Source organism: Mobiluncus mulieris (genome assembly GCF_014204735.1).
Classification (GTDB): domain Bacteria; phylum Actinomycetota; class Actinomycetes; order Actinomycetales; family Actinomycetaceae; genus Mobiluncus; species Mobiluncus mulieris.
On the sequence record NZ_JACHMA010000001.1, the window covers coordinates 2,357,932 to 2,379,065 of the forward strand.

Consider the following 21,134-nt stretch of genomic DNA (forward strand, 5'->3'; position numbering starts at 1 on the left):
TAGGTTCGCGTCCGCCCCTGGTGGTGGTGCTGGGACAACAGTGGCGTTGGGACACTGCGGTGTGGCGTGATTCACCGGTAAATCAGTTTTTTGATACCGGGCTAAAAGCCAACCTGGTAACACGCACGGTGGGGGACACGACGAGTGTTTCGGAAGGCTTGGCGGCACTGGCGGTGGGTAACCGATCCGGGAAGGCTGCGAGGAACTGGAATCTGGCGGCGCAGTTGACGGCGGATTCATTAGGTGCCATCACTCTTAATACCTTTGGCTCTAAGGTGTCGACCTGGTTTCGAAATGAAAAATCGCGTCCGGGGCATTCCGGGTCGGATTTGTATTATCCAGATGCCTATTTTCAGAATGCCGACCCGGGAGTTTTCGCCACTTTGCTGGGCACGGCTTTGCGGCCTGGGAGCGTCAGCTTTATTGATATCACGGTGGTGCCTCGGGAAAAACAGTTCTCGATGGTGGCTGCCTTGCTTGAACAGGCGCGTGATCAAGGCTGGAATCTGATGGCGATTTCAGCATCTGATGCCCCGGGTGTTGGGGGAGAGCCGCGCCTGCAAGCGTTTCTGGGTTTCGGGTCTTATTTTGGTAGTGGGGCGGCTACTTCGGCTTCGACCCGGCGCCCTGGCCTGGTGCAACTAGCGGATGTGAGTGCCACTATTCTGGATTATTTCGGGGCGGTGATTCCCCCCCAGGTCAAGGGTCAGCCGATTGGAGCCAAACAAAATGTGTCGGTCAGGACGCTGGCATCGGCCGCGCGCCGCGCCGCCATTATTCTGCCAGCGCAACGTTGCTTTATCCCGCTGCTATCCACCCTGCTCTCGATAGTTTTGATTGCGGGGGTGTGGTCTTTGAATCGGCGCCTGCACCCGAATCTGGGTTCCACCTGGGAAAGTCCCCGTCGGTTGCTGCGATTTTGGCGCGGGATGGGTTTGTTCCTGGCTTTGGTGCCCGCCGCTTCATTTCTGATGAATCTTGTGCCGTGGTGGGAGGCCGGGTCGAGCGAAACCGAAGTGGCGGTCGGTGAGTTTTACTGGTTTGGGGCGTTGTTGCCTTTTGCCGTAGCTGGAATAATAAGCATTTTTTGGTCGGGATTAGGCTTAAATGCTTTATTTGGCCCTTTGGCGATAATAAGCGTATCGTCGCTGGTAATAGGCTTATTCGACCCGTGGATTGGTTCGCCGATGATGTTGGATGCTGTGATGGGAGCCCAATCTACCATCGGGGGACGTTTTTACGGGATTGACAATATGATGTTTGCGATTTACCTCACCGGTGCGTTGCTGCTGTGCTCGCTAATCTATGGCTTAGCCGGCGAAAATACGCGTCGCCCCCTGTTTGCGGTGTTGCTGTTGTTTGCCGTCGGGGTAATGGCAATTGATGCGATTCCATTTTTGGGGGCAGATTTCGGGGGACTACTTGCCGCCTTTCCCGCTTTCGTCGTCCTGTTCGTTAAGCTGCGTTCCAAACCTTTAAAACCTCTGTTATCACTAGTGGTGCTCTTGTTCGCATTTGGCTTGGCGGCGCTATTGGCTTATCTGGATTGGTTGCGCCCGCCCTCGCAGCGCACCCACCTGGGTCACTTTGTGGACTCGGTGCGGGACGGCAAGCTGGGTGAAATCTTGTGGGGGAAACTCACCCAGCTCTCTACCGCCGGGTGGAATCCCGTTGTAGTGGGACTAACCACCGCGATTTTCTTCGTGGGTATCGCCTTGCTAGCTTGGCCTTTGTTTTCCAACTGGCGCAATCCTTATCGACGCGATTATGCCTGGCTTCTGGGATCTGCTCGGGCACAAACCGCCCCCGAAGGGATACCACTGAGTGCGCCTGAAAAAGCCTTTATCTGGGCGTGGTTTACCGCCATGATGTTGGGGATGGCTCTCAATGATTCTACGGTGCTGGTTGGTTTAGTCGGATTTACCGTCGCCGCCCCGGCCTGGCTTTCGCTGTTTGCGCATAAATACCTGGAAGCAAAGTAGTGTCTCTTAGGTTGTTCTGGGATTGAAATCGGCGGCAATCCTCCGGGCTTTCGCTGTGCCAAGTTTGTCAACCACGTCAACTATTATCCTGTGGTTTTAAGTTGATAGACAGCCCCGGATACCTGGGTATCGCTGGCACTAAGGCGTAGCTGTCGCGGGGCGCGGACATGACGAATGAAGCGCATGGTAGCCGCCAGGAGCACATAGAGAAACTGGTGGAGACGGTGTGTATAACCCGCGAAATCATTACCGGTGGCTCGGTGGGTCAATTCACAGGGAACTTCTTGTACCGAATACCCTTGTACCAGCAGGTCTATGGTCATGCCGGTTTCCACTCCCCAGCTAGGGGAGAGTGGTAGACAGTCAAAGAAGGCTTTAGGCTGCAAGCAGCGTTGTCCAGACAGCGGTTGGGCTGGTTCCCATCCGGTAGCCCAGCGGATGGCGCTTCGTGCCAGGCGAGTGACGAAACCGTGGCCTCCTGCCCCCGCTTGTTTTGGTAAATTTGCAATCGCACAATCCACTCCATCGGACATTACTGCTTTCACCAGGGGATAGGTTTCGGCCGCTGAATCACCTAGATCTGCGTCCAAAAACAGAATTAAGCGAGCCGGATCTTCTTCGGAATCGCGCATGGCCACAACCTTCGCCCCGGTTTCCATCGCCGAGGCTTTACCGCGGTTCACCGAATGACGCACCACGACCGCACCGGCAGAACGAGCCGCATCTCCCGTGTTATCGCTAGAACCGTCGTCAATGACAACGAATAAATCCGCACGCGGAATGGCTTTCGAGGCTCTGACCGTGGCGGCAATGGAGTCCCCTTCGTCCTTAGCGGGGATAACCACCGCGACTTTAGGGAGTTTTTCGGTTTCGAGCATACTTCATTCTAAAGCCTATTTTTCCAATTTATAAAAACTAAGTAAAGTAATTTTAAAAGCCAAGATTTTACAAACGCAGGCTACCCGCGTGAAAATCTTCCCAAAATCCCAAGTTGGTGAGAGAATGAGGACATGCATGAAAGAGCTGGACAACCTGCGCAACCGCAAGATTTGATTGATGTTTCCGCCGTACTTGGCGCATACTATGACCTCGAACCGGATGTTAACGAAGAAAGCCAAAAAGTGGTTTTCGGAACTTCCGGGCATCGTGGTTCCTCCCTTGACCGGGCTTTTAACGAGGCTCACATTGTGGCTACCACTGCCGCCATCGTAGAGTATCGCCGCCAGCAGGGAATTGATGGACCGCTGTTCATTGGGCGTGATACCCACGCTCTATCTGAACCCGCGTGGAAGAGTGCCCTAGAGGTTTTAGCTGCTGCCGGGGTGCATACCTACACCGATGCCCGTGATGCCTATACTCCCACGCCTTCGGTGTCGCACGCCATTTTGAAAGCCAACGGGGCGGGCACTCCCGGGGGAGTGCGCCTGGGTGGGGCAGGGCTAGCCGACGGCATAGTGGTTACTCCCTCGCACAATCCGCCGCGTGATGGCGGGTTTAAATACAATCCTCCTCACGGTGGACCGGCCGATTCCGATGCCACTTCGTGGATAGCTGCGCGAGCGAATGAAATCCTTAAAGAGGGCTGGCGTAATGTGCCGCGCAAGTCGCATCCTCTCGCTGCAGACTGTATAGAAAAATTTGATTTTCTCCCGTCCTATGTCGATTCACTGGTTAACGTGATTGACGTGGATGCCATTAAATCTGCGGGGGTTCGTATCGGGGCTGATCCCCTGGGTGGCGCGGCGGTGGACTACTGGGCGGCGATTGCGGAACGCTACGGCTTAAACCTGACAGTAGTAAACGAAAAGGTCGATCCGACCTGGTCGTTCATGACTTTGGATTGGGATGGCAAGATTCGCATGGACTGCTCTTCGCCCTACGCGATGGCGGCGCTGCGTAAAGTCATGGAGGGCGGTTCTGCCCCTTACGACATTGCTACTGGTAACGATGCCGACTCTGATCGTCACGGCATCGTTACCGCTGACGGCTTGATGAATCCTAACCACTATCTGGCGGTGGCCATTGAATACCTCTACACGCATCGCTCCGGGTGGGGTGAAGATTGCGCGGTGGGTAAAACCCTGGTGTCATCAGCCTTGATTGACCGGGTGGTCGCCGCGATGGGACGTAAACTTGTCGAGGTTCCCGTCGGGTTCAAGCACTTTGTTCCTGGACTCCTTGATGGCTCGGTAGGGTTTGGTGGCGAGGAATCCGCCGGGGCTTCTTTCTTGCGCAAAGACGGCACGGTGTGGACGACGGACAAAGACGGGATTGTGGCCGCGCTTTTGGCCTCTGAAATCTTGGCGGTTACCGGTCGGACTCCTTCGCAGTTGCACTTCGACCAGGTACAGCGTTTCGGGGAGTCTTTCTACCAACGGGTTGATGCTCCGGCCACTAAAGCTGAAAAGGCCAAGTTGGCGAGGTTGACTCCACAAGACGTGACGGCCAGTAAGCTCGCTGGTCAAGACATTGTGGATCGTCTGGTAAAGGCACCCGGTAACGGAGCGGCGATTGGCGGCTTAAAAGTAACCACCGCCGATGCTTGGTTCGCGGCGCGTCCCTCGGGGACCGAGGACGTCTACAAGATTTACGCCGAATCCTTCCAAGGCCCCGAGCATCTTAAACAGGTTCAGGCCGAGGCTAAACAGGTAGTCGCCGCAGCTTTGGCTAGTAGCTGAGTACTCCTTCTGGTTTCGTTTCGTCCCGTTATGGGGTCGGATTCATGAGGGGCAGGCCGTAAACCTGCCCCTCATGTTCAATTCAGCACCGGCTGAGGGCAAGCAGCAGCGCTTGGCGTTCTGGTGGGGTTACGGATAAATCCCAGCGGTATTTAATATTGATTTGCTGGCGGGCATAGGTGCAGCGGAAGTTTTTATTCTGAGGCATCCACCCATCGGCGGCGAGTTTGCCTTTGTCTTGGTTCGCTTTTCCGTCTGCAGCTAGCAAAACGGCGGGATCATTAGCGTATTTTTGCCGTTGGGCGTTACTCCACTGGTTCGCCCCACTGGCCCAAGCATCGCCTAACGCCACCACGTGGTCAATCTGTACGACGGCTCCCGGGGCGGCGGTGAAACTCGTGGTTTTCCCGGTATAGGGGTCGTGGAACACCCCACCCACCAATCGGCAAGGTTTGGCACTATCGAAGCGAGCATGGCGAAAATCCCGTGCCAAGATTTCGGCTCGAGTGTCACAGCCGTCGTGATCCAGATCTTTCCAGCCGCCAAAGAAATCGCGTTTATACCCGCCCGGTCCTGAATCTTGACGCAAGCGTAGGGAACAAAGTTCCTGCCAAGCGTCAACCACGTCAATTTTAGAATGGGGTTTTACCTGGCAAGAAAACCCAGGTGTTGGTAAATTAGCGAGTTCAGGTCCCAGGCCGGGAATCACCGCCCAGGCACACAGTCCCGCGAGGATAACCAAAGCGATATCCCCGAGGGTTACTTGTTGGAATCTAAACACAGTTCTAGCCTGGAGGGAATAGTTGGTCGGGGCAACTCTGCCGGGCTTACCCTGTGGAAAACTCCGTTTTCCACAGGGTTTAAGGAATTTCGAATTAGCTCGCTAAAAAGGCATCAGAAAGCCGAATCTGGAGTTGAAGTCTGGGGGTTTGGCTCGGTTGGAGGATTTTTAGGATTGGATTTCGCTTGGTTTTGTCGAGTTTTCTGTTTGGCCTGCTGTCGTTTTTTTTGAAAGTTGCGCCATTGTTTGGGGGTCATCGAAATCGACCAGTCATTCATATTGGGCAGCATCCAGCGTCGCCACGAAGCCATAACGGTAATCCCCGAACCCACGACGGCGGCGATGAGCATCCCCAACAGGGGATAGCCACTGCTGAACAGAATCGCGTCCAGAACCGAGGCAATCACGGCGGGAATGGCATAGAGCGTGCTGCCACCAAAAACCGCCGGTACATTCCCAGCGGTGACATCTCGTACCATACCTCCCCCGATAGCGGTGATAACCCCCATTAATACCGAGGGAATAAAAGCAAATCCTAATGCCAGAGCTTTTTGGGTGCCGGTGGCAGCCCAGACCCCCAACACCAGGCCGTCGCAGATAATCAGGGCACGCCGCGACCATTTGCCATCGAATTTCCACAGCCATGCCAAACAGGCTCCGAGTATGGCCATAGTCAGATAATAGCGGTCGGTGAGTGCAACGGGTGGGGCGTTATTCAGCATGACATCACGGATAATCCCGCCTCCCAAGGCGCTCATAATGGCCAACACCGCGAAACCTACTGGGTCGAAGCCTTTTTGCCGCGCGAGTCGACCTCCCAGGATGCCGTTTAAGAAAACCCCGGTCAAGTCCATGAATCTAAAGAGTTCCGGCAAACCATTCTTTAACAGCTCTTCGGGAGGATTGGGTTGCCAGAGCAAGATTTCCAACACGGTGACTCCTAAAAAAACTGGACGTTAGAGGCGAGATTTCCCAACAGGTAAGTCACGGTGGCGGCGCCGAATCCCAGGGCGGCTTGGCGTAAAGCTCGCAGCCACGGTGGTTTGCCAGCCAGGATTCCCATGGTACCACCAATGAACAGTAAGATTATGGCCACAGCGAGAGTCGCGCTGATGATTCCCATCCAGCCGTCGAGTCCAAAAAGGAAAGGTAATACGGGAACCAGCGCTCCTATCGAAAAGGAAGTGAAAGAAAACGCGGCGGCCTGCCATCCGGAGCCAATAGTGTCAAGAGAATCTGTGGCTGCAGCGATATCATCGCCCGGGGTGCATTGGCTCATTTTAGGGTTTTTAATGCTTATTTCTTGGCCGTCAATACGGCTATCATCGCTGGTAGTACCGTTTTTTATGGTATGGCTATCTTTATTTAAGGAAATCTGAGGTTTAATCTGTTCTGGCAAATCCAGGGAGCTCATAATGGCGCGGGCGTGTTGAGTCGCGGTCTCCAGGTCTTCACCTCGAGCTAGGAACAGCAGCTGCAGCTCATTTGCTGCTCGGTCTAGCATTGGCAGTCTTTCACGCATTTGCGGATTAGGTAGTGAAGACTCCAGGAGTTCGCGTTGGGTGGTGACGGAAATGTATTCACCTACTGCCATCGACAGGGCTCCCGCCATCAGGCCAGTGAAACCAGTGAGCACAATCAGACCTCGGTTTACTCCCGAACCGGCGATACCAGCTACCAAGGCCAAGTTGGAAACTAATCCGTCGTTAATCCCAAAAATCATGGCGCGAGCTTTCCCGGAAAACCGTGCCCGCGAGTTAGCCGCTAGAGCGCGCACCACTTCGGAATGCAAGTGCTCATCGGCTGCCATTTGGGCGGTAGCATCGGCATCAACGTCATAGGTGCCACGCTCTTCGGAGCGTTGCATCAGCGCCAGCACAAAAATTGAGCCAATCCGAATTGCTAAGTTTTGCAAAATTCGCACTTGCCACGAGCTTTTCGGGGCAGGTTCAGCATGTTTACCCAACAGGCGCAGCCAGTGGGCTTCGTGCCGGCCTTCGGCCTTTGCCAGATTCAACAAGATTTCACGATCTAGGCCGCTGCGACGCAAACCCAGTTCACGATAGATTCTGGCTTCGTCACGTTCTTCGGCCAGGTAACGACGCCAACGTCTAAGCTGCTCACGGGTGGGGCTGCTAGGGTCAATCGGTTTATTCATCAAGAAACAATTTTCCCATTAATAATAATATGATTGTCTTTTTTTGTGTCATTCTGACCCGCAGTGTTTGACGTGGTTGACGGATTTTCGCTTCCGGCTGATTCGCGATTTAAATCCGCAGCGTGAAGCTGCCGCTTCAATTCTTCGGCCATGCGGTCTACCAGAATACTGCCGTGGTGCCGTAAAGCCGCGCGGAGTTTTTCACTCGCCGCTGCTTTAGCAGCAGTGAGATTGGGGGACTGGGCAATCTGGCTGGTGAAATCCTTAATCGATTCAATCTGGTGTTGGGGTAGACGCAGCACCAAAAAAGCGCCGGTTCCAATCCCGGCTAGAAACAACCATTTTCCGCTACCCATTTCGCTCCTAAAATCTGGGGTGTGCTCTGCATCCATCCTACTGGAGCCCCAAACCCGAGGCAAAGCTATTTTGGCCTTAGCCCTGCCTCCCTCCACCCGAGTGCCGCCTAAAATTCTAGCCGGTGCGCGCTTCGCCGCGTTCCCGCGTGTTGTCGCGCCACTGGGCTGGGTTGGTAATGCCTGCCTCAGTTTATCCCGTGTTGTGCTGCGGTTAACTGGGCAGCCCGGAAAATCACATCGGCGGCAAACGCACAAGCAACGTTCTCTTTACCGTGGTGAAAAGCAGTGGATAAATCTAAAACCTCTTTCAGCCTCTGCTTGAGCCCAGTCCCTAAAATTTCTGAGCCGCCATCGCGAGTTTCCGTGGCAAAATTGAGTGTTTCTGGTGTAAATTCCCCGGCGATTCCTACGGTTAGGTCGGTATCTATACCCAGAGCAGCTCGCAGGTCAATCAAGCTGGCCAAGGCCTCTTCCAGATTAGTTCGCTCGTCGCTATTAGCGTCCACAACCAGGGCTATCACCTCATGAATCCCCAATAAAAACCGCCAGTTCGGCGCTAAAATCTGGCCTAACGGGGTTAAATCCAGCGCGATGGTGGGGAAGCTGCCGATAACTTGCCGGTTTTCCTCGCGCAGCGCCTCGGGCTTAATCCCTAAAGCCGGGTGGAGCCCCGCAGCGGTGACTGGGCGCGTAATCTTAGAAAGCTCGGGGGGTAAATCCGCTTCACGGCAGCGAATCTCGATTCCATACCAGTGCGCGCGCTCCAAGGTTGTTAACAGGGACGGGAAGTTTTCGGGATATTCCAGCAAATCTGTCATCTCTACCACAGCTCGCAGGGCGGCGGCCTGCTCCGGGGCACATTGCCCTATCCACGTCCCGTCGGGCTGCTCTCCTAAGGTAGCTTGCTGGGCGCGAGGGAACTTTACTCCGATGGCTCCCCGCTCGGCCGGTATCCCCAGTTGCAGCATGTATTGCAGTGCCGCGTTGAAAGCCGTCGGAGCGCTGCTTGTGCTCGGTGCCGTGGTGCTGAGCAGTTCTGGGTGGAGCCATTCCAAGATGGGTGCCCACACCGGGTGGCGGGTGGTTTTCGCTGTTGATTCGGGTTCATGAGGTGCTTGCCGAGTTGTCACTTAAACATTGTCCCCCACCTGCCCTAAAATAGGGGACAGAATGCCTAGAAAACTGACTTATCCTCCCGAACTGCCGGTCACCGAGGCGCGGGCAGAGATTCTCGATGCGATGCGCCACCACCAGGTCATTGTGATTTCCGGGGCGACTGGCTCGGGGAAAACCACCCAGTTGCCCAAAATGTGCCTGGAAGTGGGGCGTGGTACCAATGGAATCATCGGCCACACCCAGCCGCGGCGCCTCGCGGCGCGTACTGTCGCTACCCGTATCGCCGCTGAAATGGACGAAACCCTGGGGCAAACCGTGGGCTACCAGGTGCGATTCCGGCAAAACGTGGGGGCGGATACTCGCATCAAACTGATGACCGATGGGATTCTCTTGTCCGAGATGAGTCAAGACCCGCAGCTGCGTCGCTATGACACCCTGATTATTGACGAGGCGCATGAACGATCCTTGAACATCGACTTTATCTTGGGTTATTTACAACGTTTGGTGAAAATTCGGCCGGATTTATTGGTGATAATCACCTCTGCCACTATTGATTCCCAGCGTTTCGCCACTGCTTTCGGGGTGGACACTCCCGTGATAGAAGTGGCGGGTCGCACTTTTCCTGTTGAAATCAGATACCGTCCTCTGGTGACGGAAGTTTCCCCGGGACACCTCGAATCTTGCGCAATAGAACCAAGCTTAAACCCCAAAAAAAGCTTGGAAATAAAGGAAACTGAAGTGGACGTGGTTGACCAGGAAATCGACCAGGTAACAGGGATTTTGCGGGCGGTGGATGAACTGGTTGAAGCGGGTCCGGGTGATATTTTGGTGTTCCTGGCTGGTGAAGCCGATATTCGCGATACCGCTGCTGCTTTGAAAGGACACCTAGGACATCGCTTTGTAGAGCCCGATTCAAAGTCAAACGTTCCCGGAGCTATCGAGGTGTTGCCGCTCTATTCACGTCTGTCTGAAGCCGCCCAGCAAAGCATTTTTGCCCCCCATTCTCTACGGCGCATTGTACTGGCAACCAATGTGGCGGAAACTTCATTGACGGTTCCGGGAATTGTCTATGTGATAGACCCCGGGGTGGCTCGGATTTCTCGGTATTCCAACAAGACTCGGGTGCAGCGTCTGCCGATAGAACCCATCTCGCAGGCTAGCGCGAATCAGCGGGCGGGACGCTGTGGACGCACCTGCCCGGGAATCTGTATTCGCCTGTACTCCCAACAGGATTTCCTGTCACGTCCTGAATATACCGAACCCGAGATTCAACGCACCTCTCTGTCTGCGGTTATCCTCCAGATGGCTTCCCTGGGTTTAGGGGAAGTCGCGGATTTCCCCTTCCTTGATCCGCCCTCCCCGCGTTCCGTTACCGATGGGGTTTTGGAATTGTCCCAGCTTGGTGCCTTGGATACGCGGAAAAAACCGGTGCGAATTACTCGTCTGGGGCGAAAAATTGCCCGTTTGCCCCTCGACCCTAGACTGGCGCGAATTCTCTTGGCAGCCGATGAACTGGGGGTGGCTTCGGAAGCAGTGATTGTGGTAGCGGCCTTGGCCATGCAAGACGTGCGGGAACGTCCTAGCGAAAAACGCAGTGAGGCTGACGAAATGCACGCCCGCTTCGAGGACGAACGCTCGGATTTCTTGGCCTACCTGCGTTTGTGGTCGTATCTCCAGCGGCAAAAGGGGTCTCTTTCCGGCAGTGCGTTTCGTCGCCGATGCAGTCGCGAATTCCTGCATTACTTGCGGGTTCGTGAATGGTTTGACCTCGCCAAGCAACTGCGAGAAATGCTGCAAGAAATCGGGATAAATACCCGCAGTTTAAACGAAATAAATGTTGACGTGGTTGACGCTAATGCCCTACATCAGGCCTTGCTTTACGGGATGTTGGCGCAGATTGGATATTGGTCGTCCCAAAAAAGGGAATACCTCGGTGCCCGGGGGCAAAAATTTGTGGTGTGGCCAGGCTCGGGACTGACTTCGAAGCACTACGACTGGGTGATGGCTGCTGAACTTGTAGAGACTTCTCGGCTGTTTGCTCGCACCGTGGCCAGGGTGGAACCTGAGTGGATTGAACAGGCTGGTAAATATCTCTTGGTGCGTAGCTATTTTGAGCCCTACTGGTCTTTACGCGCCCAGGCCGCCATGATTCATGAACGGGTGACGCTTTATGGTCTTACTCTGGTGGCCGACCGGGCACACACCTTGGCCTCGCTGGGGTCGACCTTGGTAGAGAATCAACCGGCGCGGGATTTAGCGCGAGCCCTGTTTATTCGTCATGCTTTGGTGGCCGGAGAATGGCGTGAAAATCCGGCATTTATTCAAACTAACCGGGAGCGCTTGGTGGCAGCGCAGGAGGCACGGGTACGGCTGCAGATTCCTGGCGAGATAGACGATTTCACTTTAGAGAGCTGGTTTGACAAAAAGCTACCGGAAAATGTCACCTCTGCGGCGGCTTTCAATGCTTGGTGGAAAACCAAACGCTTTGAGGATCCTCAGTACTTGGATTTTCCGTGGGAACTGCTGGTTCCCGCCAGCGAAGATGCCCAGCAATTCCCTGACTTTTGGAATCAAAACGAGACTTTACTACCCCTGGCCTATACTTTCGGGGGGAAACGTGGGGGGATTACCCCCGCCCCCACCGCAGACATTCATCGCAATACTACCCAGTCAAAACGCCATAAAAGCTCGAAAATACCGCAGCGTGAGATTGACGTGGTTGACCTTTCTGAAGGGGTAACTATTATTATTCCCGAACGTAGCCTAGAGACCATTGACCCTACGGGCTTTGATTGGCCCATCCCCGGGGCTTTGCGGGAACACCTCTTGGCTAGAATCAAGGCTCTGCCCAAGCAGGTGCGTAAAAAAGTAGTTCCCGCCGCCGCGCTGGTAGAGGAAATTTGGGAGCCGATCAGCGCCTATCTTGGGGTAAACCCCAGTGAGCGCCCGAGCCTAGACCAGGTGTTTAGCCAGGCTATCGCCACCGCGCGAAGGGTGGAGTTAAGCCGAGGCGATTTATCCGCTATGCATGAGGCGCTTCCCGAAAATCAACGCAACCATTTCGCTATCATTACCGCCAAAGGTCGGGTTTTAGCCAAGGGAGATGACTTCAGTGTGCTGCGTAACACTCTGATAGTAAACACCACCACCCACCAAGGCAAGGTATGGCATCAGCAGGAGGCCGAAAAGGCTAAAGTCGAAAAACCCCGCGATTATGCCGCTGCTCTTACCGAGGCTCTGGAACTGCCCCAAACCCGAGTGATAACCCGCTGGCGCGGGGCAGAGGCCGCCGCCCTGGCGGCCTCGCCCTATCCCAGCACCGCCGCCTTGGTGCAAGCCGCCCAAAGCGCTGCTGGGGTGGCTTTGACCCAGGAATGGCTAGCAACAGGACACCAGCTGGAAGGGGAAGATGACCTAGTCCAGTTGCAAGCTGAGTGCGCCAATCGTTTCGAAGATACGGTTTACCGGATACTTCAAGGTGTCGCTGCAACGATGCAGCAGCGTGTTGAGTTGCAGCGTGTTATCGAGAATGCCCGGGCTAAGGCCAGCCCCACCCTGCACCATACCATTCAAGAAATCGTCAACCACGTCAACCAGTTACTGGAGGGTGATTTCCTCGCTAGAACCCCGTATAAGTGGCTGCAACGCCTGGAAAAATACCTCCAGGCAGATACTTTGCGGCTGGAAAAGGCTCGACACAACTCGGCGGCGGACGCCGAGCATAGCCAGCGCCTCGCAGAAGTAACGCGCGACTTCGAGACCAGCGTGGCCACCATCAAAGCCCGGCCTTTCCACGCCGATACCCACCGAAAGATTCAAGAAATCTACTGGCTGTTAGAGGAATTCAGGCTCTCTTTATTTGCCCAGCAACTGGGCACTATAGAAAAAGTCTCGGCGAAACGTTTACGGAAACTCCTAGCCGAAATTCTTTGACGGGGACGGAAAAATTTGTCCAAGGGGTAAAATTCAGCGGTGTTGCTTCGGGTCTAAGACCCTAGGACACAGTGCTCCTAGCACCTCATGAACCCGCACAAAACCGCGTCTAGCGGTGCGAATCACCGAACCAGGTACGAAATAACCCATAGAAATTCGCGTTGCCAAAACTGGAACAATGCCCGGGGTTACCCACTAAAACGCCCGCATCTGGCTGGTAGGGCGTGTAGTTATACAGTCCAGCAGTGGCCTGATTTTCGACGAAGACCTCGGCATCGCCACAGTTCGGGTCGGGTGAAAAAGCAATCCGAGTCATCTGACCGGCTCGGATTTTAAACAGATGCGGCTGCTGACGGTAGCGTTGGAACTGGGCGGCTGCGTAGTAAACCTGGGTAGAGAAGCCGAAAAAACGCTCATCGCAGTTTTGCTCATCGGGACAACCAAAACCAGTGGCAATCTCGTACCGGGCGGGAGTAAGGTCGAAACCTGAAGCCGTGAGCAGACCCTGTTCCTTTTGCAGTAAAACCAGTAAAACCTGGGGGTTAAGGTGGCAAGCCTGGGAGGTTTTGAAAATAATCATCGCCGCTGATTCTTCCGGGTTACCCGCGTAGCCCGAACACCACTGCGTAGCGGGCATATCTTTAGTGTTCTCACGATAATTGGCTAAACACGGAGCCGCCCCGTCTTGACAACCCGCGTTCTTTTCCCGAATGAAAGCCTCGATTTTGGGTAAATCCATGGCTTGATAGTTATAGAACACCGCGTCAGAAATCAAGAAACCAGGTCGAAAATCGGTCAAATCCAGGCGCGGCGCAATCGGTCCGGAGAAAGAATCATCCGATGAGGGCGGGACAGACACGGTTGCAGAGATAGCACTTAACACTGCCCCCAAAACCGCTGCTAGCAAAATCAGCCCGGCTATACCGAATAAAATGCCCCGGAAAAACCGCTGCAATTAGCGCAAACCAGCTTTCACAGCGTTCACGGTAGCCTCTACCGTATCGGGGTGAATCGCACCCATCCCACCTAAGGCCAACACCGTGTGCGGATGCAGTGCAGCCACATAGTTGTGGGCATCAGCCGACAGACTATCCGTGCGGGAAGGCAGCAATAGAACCGGCCCGTCAGTCAAGGCTCCCGCCACCAGGGCGTCAGCAAAGTTATCGCCACGCGCTATATAAACCACCTTGTCAGACAGCACTGAACCGCCCTGAGGGTTCGCAATCCCCTGCTGGGGTGGGAAGGCATAGGAAGCGACGGCAACCGCCGTAGCGTAGCGATTGGGGCCGGATAGGCGTCCCTGATTGTGTCCGGCAGCGATGCGTTTCAAGGCCTTGGCAGGCACCGCGTTTTCGCCCCCCAATGCCACCACGGTGTCCAGCTTGAGGTTCTTTATCTCAGATGCCACCAAATCCCAACTGTCGGAGCTCTTGGGGTCAATCAAGAAAACCGGACCGTCAGTGAGAGTACCCCCGATTACCGCGTCTGGGGAACCGGAATTATCCTCTCCCACTCCGTCAGCAATATAGGCGCGTTTCGCGCCCTTCGGGTAGGCTTCCCGAGAAATCGCAATCGCGGTTGCGAAACGATTCTTGCCAAAGAGACGGGCAGTGGAACGCCCCTGGGCTACATCGGCCAAAACGGTGTCTGGAATCGCAGCTGAGCCCCCCAGGGCTACCACCTGTACCGCGCGAAGACGATTGATTTCATTACGCACCGAGGCGGGAATAGGCGAATCAGTGGGTACCAGCAGCACCGGCCCGTCCACCAGAGTTCCCCCAGCCAAGGCATCGATAGGGCCATCGGCGCGAGCCACATAAACTTTTTGGCTTCCATTGGAAAATGCTCGCGCCGAAATGGCAGCGGCCGTGTCTATCCGAGTCTTGCCCGCGAGACGACCCGAAGGGATCGCACTGACAGAGCCGGTGGAGCCAAACCAAGAGGTAAAGAAACGATAAAAGTTACGGTTTCCGTAAGAAGAACATTCATCGCCGAGACCTCCCCCCGCAGCCAGTGCGGCATCATTGGGGGTATAGGGCGTGTAGTTGTACAACCCAGCTGTGGCCTGGTTCTCGATAAAGACCGATTTGGTACCGCACTTATAGGAGCCATCGGAATTGCGCGAGGGATGGAACAGCAAATCGTTTATTCTCCCGGCACGGTGGCGGAACTTTGCAGGGTGCTTTTGATAGTAGTGGAAGCGGTGCGCGGCGTTATAAACCTGGTTAAAGAACCCATAGTAACGCTCGTCGCAGGGTGCACTGTCGGGACAGCCATAACCCATAGCGCGTTGGTAGGAAGTAATCTTTAAGGACGACCCGGAGGCGGTGATCAGGCTTTGTTCCTTTTGTAGCGTCACCAGCAGGGACTGGGGATTAATCTGGCAGGCTTGCGCCACCTTAGCCAAAATCACCGCAGCTGTTTCTCCCGGGGCTCCCTGGTAGGCACCAGGACAGTAGTTATCGGCGGGGCGATCAGGGGTGTCTTGGGCGAAGTCCTTTAAACAGGGGATAGTGACCTGTTTGGTTTGCGTCTGCGGTTGCGGAGCGGTTCCGTCAGGATTCTTGGGCGCATTGGGGTCAGCCGGTAGGGTTTCGGTGATAGTTGCGGTGCCGGAGGTGCAAGAACGCCCTTGGGCGTTCAAGAAGTTTTGGATAGCCGCAGCATCCATGGTGTTGGGATTGTAAAACAGCTCGTCGCTAATAATCATTCCCGGGTTGAACCCCTGCACTGCCGCCGTGGGCACCTCTTGGGCTTCCGGCGGTTTGTTGAATCCCCTGTCTGCCCAAGAAGTCGCGGCAAAAACGAGGGAACTTGAAGCGACTACCGCCGCAATCGAGATACCGATCCTGGGTACAGCGTGGTTCGGACGGTTATTGGCGTGTTTCACGGTAGCCTCCCGGGGTTGAAATTCAATCTACAGTAGTCAATCGCCAACAAATCGACGAAACTAAGGAAAAACCGCAGTTTTACCCAGTGCGTATCGCCCTAGCTGGACAAAGTTTTATTTTGCACTATCTTTTGCCCCAGTTCCATGACATGATTCCAAGTCCCCCGCAGCTGGCGTTGTGCCGCTGCCGAAGGCCAAATCCGGCCGCTACGGCGTTCGCGCGCCACCCACTGGCAGTAATAGGCCACAGTGGTGGCGCGGTCAACCTGCTGGCAATGCAGGATGAACTCCACCGAGGCCTGGAGATATTTTTCGTCGCTGAACTTGAGCGATCCTCGGGCACGACCCCGCTTGGAAGTCATCAGCCCCATGTTCTCCAAGGCGTTGTTCCAAGATCCCCCACAGCGTTTCGTGATGGTTTGGCAGGTCGGAGGCCAGCGCACCATGCCTTGCGAGGAACGCACCCCACGAGAGGTGATTTCCTTCATACGTAGCTGCTCGTAAACCGCAGCGGGGATGGTGGTTTCCGGGCGCTCCTTAGCCCGCTTCTTGACCAGGACAATCCGCTTCCAAATTTGGTCGAACTGCGGATAGATGTAGTGACTTTTTTCTGCGCCCAAAGACTGGTCGGCTTTACGCTGATTTCGCACTACCTGGACTTCTTCCTGCAAAACTACAGCCAAGTCCTCCTTCATCTGCGGGTCAATCTTTAACTTATGTGACCAGTAGTCAATCATGTCTGGAGGAGTTTGTTGCATTTCGCGGGTGATTTCCTCGTCGTAGCGCAGGGACAGCACGTACCACAGACCCGCTTCGACGGCTCCTTGTGAAAGAATTATTTGACGCGACAAGAAATGAACACCTCGATTACGTTTATCTTTATCTCTCGGACTCTAACTACAACTTATCACAGTAAACCTACTGCCTTGCACAATAGGCCACTCCCGCGTGGGAAGTTTTTTCGCATTTTATCAGGATTTAGGAAAATTGTTGCAGATTTTATGTTTAAAACTCCCAGTCTTCGTCCTCGGTTTCCTCGGCGGTACCGATGGTGTAGGACGAGCCGGAACCGGAAAAGAAATCGTGGTTTTCCTCGGCCGCAGGCGAAAGCGCCGCCAGAATGGCCGGGTTCACATCGATTTCCTCGGGTGGAAACAAGGCTTCGTACCCCAGGTTCATTAGTGCCTTGTTTGCGTTGTAGTGCAAGAATTTTTTGACGTCCTCGGTCAACCCCAAGGTGTCGTAAAGAGTCTCGGTATAGAGCACTTCGTTGTCATATAAATCGGTGAGCAGTGAATACGTGTAATCACGCAGTTCCTCTTGCCGGGAGGACGAGGATTCACGCATCGCCACTTGGAACTTATAGCCGATGTAGTAGCCGTGCACGGCTTCGTCGCGGATAATCAGGCGAATCAAATCTGCGGTGTTGGTCAACTTGGCATGAGCAGACCAATACATGGGGGCGTAAAAACCGCTGTAGAACAGGAATGACTCTAGCATGGTGGAGGCTACCTTGCGTTTTTCGGCATCATTTCCGTGATAGTAGTCCAAGACGATATGCGCCTTCTTCTGCAAGAATTCGTTGTTCTCTGACCATTGGAAGGATTCGTTAATCTCCTCGGTGGACAGCAGTGTGGAAAAGATGGAGGAGTATGACTTGGCGTGAACCGACTCCATAAACGCGATATTAGTGTAGACCGCTTCTTCGTGGGGGGTTCTGGAATCCGGAATCAAAGAAACGGCACCGACGGTACCCTGAATCGTGTCCAGCAGGGTTAGACCGGTAAACACCCGGTTGGTCATGAGCTTCTCGTCGGCATTCAAGGTTTTCCAACTGGGAATATCGTTTGACAGCGGGATTTTTTCAGGTAACCAGAAGTTACCGGTCAAACGATCCCACACTTCCAAATCCTTTTCATCCTCGATGTCATTCCAGTTGATGGCTGAGACAATCTTAGGGATGCCGATGACCATAAGTGCTCCTTTTTACAGTAAATTCAACTCAATTCTGATGTCAGTCAGCGGCAAAGCCGTCTAACTACCTCTTAACACCGGCCTTAAGTTTAGCGACTGCGCCGGGAGTTTCAATTTTTCGGCAAGAGGTTTAGTCATTCGGCCTCTTGACATCCTCCTGTGCCGTTAAGGTAAAGGGAGACGTTAAAAAACAATCGGCATGGCACACTCTCGGGGAGGTCAGATAGTGGACATATCTAAAGATGCCCAGTTTTTCAGTCTGGCCTCACAACTACCCGTCTCCGATTTCGGAGAAAAGCTGTTGCATCTCCAGCCGGGTTCCAAACTAGGGCTCTATTTGCTGGGGCTGTCTAACTTGAGCGTGGATGCCACCCAGGTGGAACTGGCGGAATCCGCCCTGTCGCGCCCCCTCAACTGGATTCTCGAAGAAATTCAGTGCCACACCTGTGGTGGGGAAACCGGGGTAGACATTGCGGCTCTCAAGACGCGACTGTCCCATCCACCCCAAAGTTTCCTCGCTGATTTCCCCTGTTGTGAAGAAACCCGGGTACGCCACAGCCTACATGCCTATCTCACCCTGGCTTTGAAGTCTTCTCTGGTCAGCTTGGTTGGAGACCAGGTATTACTGTCTCTACTGGGAATACGCCAGCTGCGTCATCCACAACCGATTCTGCCCTTGCTGGCATTCGCCCTAACTGACAAGGATGATGAAGGCAGTTTCCTGCGCATCATCATGGGAGCTTTAGCCCAAATATTTGCCGCCGAAGAATGGGCGCTGCCAGGTTCCAGCGCCGAGGTGGCTGTCAAGTTCCTGGCTGAGATGGGCTATTCTGCTAGCTCGGAAACCGTGGATAATTGCCTCCAGATTTTCAATGATTTCATCTACGGTGCCGGCTGCACCGCGCCAAATGACGACACCGCCGTGGTGTTGCTGCAGTACCTCTTTTCAGAAGCCCTACAACCTTAACGAAAGGCTCGGGTTGCGAAATATCACCTCATGAACCCGCCGACACCACCACAGCGTGTCACTTTACTACAGCATACAAGAGACGCAGCCCTCGACTTCAGTTCCTTCCAGGGCGGCTTGACGTAGACGAATGTAGTACAGAGACTTGATTCCCTTACGCCATGCGTAAATCTGGGCTTTATTCACGTCACGAGTCGTGATGGTATCCGGGAAGAACAACGTCAGGCTCAGACCTTGATCGACATGCTGGGTGGCCTCGGCGTAGGTATCGATAATTTTTTCGTAACCAATCTCGTAGGCATCCTGGTAATACTCAAGATTGTCATTGGTCATGTAGGGAGCGGGATAGTAAACCCGCCCAATCTTGCCTTCCTTGCGGATCTCAATCTTGGAGGCAACCGGGTGGATCGAAGCCGTGGAGTTGTTGATATAGGAAATCGACCCGGTGGGCGGAATCGCCTGCAGATTCTGGTTGTACATTCCGTCACGCTGAATTGCCTCTGCCAGGCGGCGCCAATCCTCGGTGGTGGGCAGTTTCACACTTGATTGGGCAAAAATTTCGCGAACCTTAGCGGTTTTGGGCTCCCACGTCTCGTTAATGTACTTTTCGAAGTACTCGCCGGTGGCGTATTGGGAACGCTCGAAGCCCTCGAAGCGTTGCCCACGTTCCACCGCCAGTTCATGCGAGGCCTTCAAGGCATAGAAAGCCGTGGCGTAGAAATACATATTCGTAAAATCAAGCCCCTCAGGGGATCCATAGAATATCTCGTGGCGCGCCAGGCAGCCGTGCAAATTCATTGCCCCCAGACCCACCGCGTGGCTCATAGCGTTACCCCGCTGGATGGTGGGCACGCATTCCACATTTGTCAAATCACTTACGGCGGTCAACGCGCGAATCGCCACCCGGATGGATTGCTCGAAGTCAGGGGAATCCAGGGTTTTCGCGATATTCATCGAACCCAAATTGCAAGAAATATCCTTGCCTACCTTCTGGTAGCTCAAATCCGGGTTCAGCTCGGAGGCCTCGGAGACCTGGAGAATTTCGGAACAGAGATTGGACATGACGATACGCCCGTCAATCGGATTGGCCCGATTGACCGTGTCTTCGTAAAGGATGTAGGGATAGCCAGATTCAAACTGGATTTCGGCTAGAGTTTGAAAGAATTTGCGCGCATCAATCTGTTTCTTGTGAATCTGGGGGTTGTCCACCAGTTCACGGTATTTTTCCGTCACGGAAATCTCGGAGAACGGCACGCCGTAGACTCGCTCGATGTCATAGGGGCTGAACAAGTACATGGGCTCCTTGTTCTTGGCTAATTCGAAAGCAATATCGGGAATTACGACCCCTAGTGATAGCGTCTTGATGCGGATTTTCTCGTCGGCGTTTTCCCGTTTCGTGTCCAGGAAAGACATGATGTCGGGGTGGAAGGCGTTGAGGTACACCGCCCCCGCACCTTGGCGCGCCCCTAGCTGGTTGGCATATGAAAACGCGTCTTCGAGCATTTTCATCACCGGAACCACGCCGGAAGACTGGTTTTGGATTCGCTTGATGGGAGCCCCGGCTTCACGCAGATTTGTCAACAGTAGAGCCACGCCGCCCCCGCGTTTTGACAGTTGCAGCGCCGAGTTGAGACCCCGGGCTATGGATTCCATATTATCCTCGATTCGCACCAGGAAGCAGGAGACCATCTCGCCGCGAGCCTTTTTACCCGCATTCAAGAAGGTGGGGGTAGCGGGTTGGTAGCGTCCGGTAATGATTTCTTCCATAATGTCGGTTGCCAGGGTTTCGTCGCCGCGCCCCAGATAGAGCGCCACCATGCACACGCGATCCTCGAAACGCTCCAGGTATCGTTTGCCGTCGAAAGTCTTGAGCGTGTAAGAAGTGTAGTACTTGAAGGCACCCAGGAAGGTTGGGAAGCGGAAGTTGTGCGCATAGGCCTTTTGAAACAATGACTTGATGAATTCGAACCGGTACTGGTCGATGGTTTCCTTTTCGTAGTATCCTTCCGTCACCAGATAGTCAATTTTTTCCTGAAGAGTATTGAAACTAACCGTGTTGGGGTTGACGTGGTTGACGAAAAACTGGCGGGCTGCCTCAACGTCGGCCTCGAACTGGATTTTTCCGTCCGACCCGTAGAGATTTAGTTTCGCGTTTAGCGAGTGATAGTCATGTTCCGGGTTGAGTCTGGGTGGTTCGTTAGACGCGATGGCGCTGGGGGCAGAGCCAGGGGTGCCGGGCTGGTTGGTTGGGAATGCTGTTGTTTCCAAAATTCTGTCAATCCTTCTTTGGGCTTCTATG

Annotated in this window: 15 protein-coding genes; 4 read left to right on the plus strand and 11 right to left on the minus strand. The window is 54.3% G+C overall.

Annotated features, from left to right (window positions below; translation table 11 throughout):
• The first annotated feature begins 23 nt into the window (after positions 1 to 23).
• Entirely contained in the window at positions 24 to 1,982 is a 1,959-nt protein-coding gene (locus F4555_RS10315; protein ID WP_248613772.1) for a serine hydrolase family protein, read from the plus strand.
• A gap of 83 nt (positions 1,983 to 2,065) precedes the next feature.
• Here F4555_RS10315 and F4555_RS10320 read toward each other — a convergent pair whose 3' ends face one another.
• Positions 2,066 to 2,860 carry a glycosyltransferase family 2 protein gene (locus F4555_RS10320; protein ID WP_004013421.1) on the minus strand — a complete coding sequence of 265 codons (795 nt, stop codon included), beginning with the start codon at positions 2,858 to 2,860 and terminating at the stop codon, positions 2,066 to 2,068.
• A gap of 132 nt (positions 2,861 to 2,992) precedes the next feature.
• Between F4555_RS10320 and pgm the strand changes: the two genes are divergently transcribed.
• The gene (gene pgm, locus F4555_RS10325) at positions 2,993 to 4,660 is read left to right on the plus strand and encodes a phosphoglucomutase (alpha-D-glucose-1,6-bisphosphate-dependent) (protein WP_004013419.1); all 1,668 of its coding nucleotides are present in this window, start codon (positions 2,993 to 2,995) and stop codon (positions 4,658 to 4,660) included.
• Between the two features lie 82 nt (positions 4,661 to 4,742).
• Here the strand turns inward: pgm and F4555_RS10330 are convergent, their stop codons facing one another.
• From F4555_RS10330 to F4555_RS10350, 5 genes are all read right to left on the minus strand, one after another.
• Positions 4,743 to 5,441 carry an HNH endonuclease family protein gene (locus F4555_RS10330; protein WP_115325658.1) on the minus strand — a complete coding sequence of 233 codons (699 nt, stop codon included), beginning with the start codon at positions 5,439 to 5,441 and terminating at the stop codon, positions 4,743 to 4,745.
• A 113-nt stretch (positions 5,442 to 5,554) separates the two neighbouring features.
• Positions 5,555 to 6,373, minus strand: a complete 819-nt coding sequence (locus tag F4555_RS10335; RefSeq protein WP_004013415.1) for a trimeric intracellular cation channel family protein — start codon at positions 6,371 to 6,373, stop codon at positions 5,555 to 5,557.
• Between the two features lie 8 nt (positions 6,374 to 6,381).
• Positions 6,382 to 7,599: a VIT1/CCC1 transporter family protein gene (locus tag F4555_RS10340; RefSeq protein WP_004013951.1), complete on the minus strand. Its 1,218-nt coding sequence runs from the start codon at positions 7,597 to 7,599 to the stop codon at positions 6,382 to 6,384.
• Positions 7,599 to 7,955 carry a hypothetical protein gene (locus F4555_RS10345; protein WP_004013950.1) on the minus strand — a complete coding sequence of 119 codons (357 nt, stop codon included), beginning with the start codon at positions 7,953 to 7,955 and terminating at the stop codon, positions 7,599 to 7,601. Before F4555_RS10345 ends, F4555_RS10340 begins: the two co-directional genes overlap by 1 nt.
• Positions 7,956 to 8,140: 185 nt before the next feature.
• Positions 8,141 to 9,085: a hypothetical protein gene (locus F4555_RS10350; protein ID WP_115325656.1), complete on the minus strand. Its 945-nt coding sequence runs from the start codon at positions 9,083 to 9,085 to the stop codon at positions 8,141 to 8,143.
• A gap of 40 nt (positions 9,086 to 9,125) precedes the next feature.
• Between F4555_RS10350 and hrpA the strand changes: the two genes are divergently transcribed.
• Entirely contained in the window at positions 9,126 to 13,004 is a 3,879-nt protein-coding gene (gene hrpA / locus F4555_RS10355; RefSeq protein WP_115325654.1) for an ATP-dependent RNA helicase HrpA, read from the plus strand.
• 109 nt (positions 13,005 to 13,113) lie between these two features.
• Here the strand turns inward: hrpA and F4555_RS10360 are convergent, their stop codons facing one another.
• The 4 genes from F4555_RS10360 to nrdF all read right to left on the minus strand — a co-directional run bounded on the left by F4555_RS10360 (position 13,114) and on the right by nrdF (position 17,868).
• Complete coding sequence (locus tag F4555_RS10360; RefSeq protein ID WP_004013410.1) at positions 13,114 to 13,959, minus strand: hypothetical protein; 846 nt, start codon at positions 13,957 to 13,959, stop codon at positions 13,114 to 13,116.
• Complete coding sequence (locus F4555_RS10365; RefSeq protein ID WP_004013947.1) at positions 13,960 to 15,750, minus strand: cell wall-binding repeat-containing protein; 1,791 nt, start codon at positions 15,748 to 15,750, stop codon at positions 13,960 to 13,962.
• A 242-nt stretch (positions 15,751 to 15,992) separates the two neighbouring features.
• On the minus strand, positions 15,993 to 16,745 hold the full coding sequence (locus tag F4555_RS10370; RefSeq protein ID WP_004013408.1) for a hypothetical protein: 753 nt from the start codon (positions 16,743 to 16,745) through the stop codon (positions 15,993 to 15,995).
• 154 nt (positions 16,746 to 16,899) lie between these two features.
• Positions 16,900 to 17,868, minus strand: coding sequence for a class 1b ribonucleoside-diphosphate reductase subunit beta (nrdF, locus tag F4555_RS10375; protein WP_004013407.1), 969 nt, complete (start codon positions 17,866 to 17,868; stop codon positions 16,900 to 16,902).
• 226 nt (positions 17,869 to 18,094) lie between these two features.
• On the opposite strand from nrdF, the gene F4555_RS10380 reads away from it, so the two are divergent.
• Positions 18,095 to 18,835: a hypothetical protein gene (locus tag F4555_RS10380; protein WP_004013945.1), complete on the plus strand. Its 741-nt coding sequence runs from the start codon at positions 18,095 to 18,097 to the stop codon at positions 18,833 to 18,835.
• A gap of 66 nt (positions 18,836 to 18,901) precedes the next feature.
• Here F4555_RS10380 and nrdE read toward each other — a convergent pair whose 3' ends face one another.
• A complete protein-coding gene (gene nrdE, locus F4555_RS10385) occupies positions 18,902 to 21,043 on the minus strand; it encodes a class 1b ribonucleoside-diphosphate reductase subunit alpha (RefSeq protein ID WP_036342858.1) in 2,142 nt (713 codons plus the stop codon).
• Between the last annotated feature and the right edge of the window lie 91 nt (positions 21,044 to 21,134).